The organism is Pseudomonas sp. P5_B2 (genome assembly GCF_056400445.1).
This window is the reverse complement of sequence record NZ_JBFULH010001477.1, coordinates 1-553: the sequence shown is the minus strand read 5'-3', so window position 1 is coordinate 553 and position 553 is coordinate 1. Positions and strand designations below refer to the sequence as shown.

Annotated in this window: 1 protein-coding gene; it reads left to right on the top strand. The window is 59.2% G+C overall.

The features are described from left to right. The coding region (locus tag AC1DRJ_RS31925; protein WP_477805603.1) for a PAS domain S-box protein at positions 1 to 553 on the top strand (553 nt) is incomplete at both ends.

The window sequence follows — 553 nt, the reverse complement described above, 5'->3', positions numbered from 1 at the left end:
ACCATCCTCCAGGTGAAGGGCAGCCCGCAATTGATCCTGGTGATGCGTGAGGTCAGCCACGAAAAGTACCAACGCGATCAGGCCCACACCGAGCGCACCATGCGCGGCGGGCTCATTGAGTGGCGCAACATCCTCAACCTGTTTCAGGAGACCGAGCGCGACAACCAGTTGTTGCTCAGCGCTGTGGGCGACGGCATCTACAGCATCAACACCGATGGACTGGCCACGTTCGTCAATCCTGCCGGCGCCCGCATGCTGGGTTGGGAGCCCCAGGACATGATCGGCAAAAACATCCATCGGATTCACCACCACACCCATGCCGATGGCAGCCACTACCCGGTGGAAGAGTGCCCCATCTACAAGGCAGTACGGGACGGGATTGTTCATGAGGGGTGCCAGGAGATTTTCTGGCGAAGGGATGGAACGTCATTCCCTGTGGAATTCACAAGCACCCCAGTGATCGCCGATGRCCGTATCGCAGGAGCGGTCGTGGTATTTCGCGACATCACCGAGCGGCGCAACACCGAACACCAGCTTCAGAACGCCCTTAAAG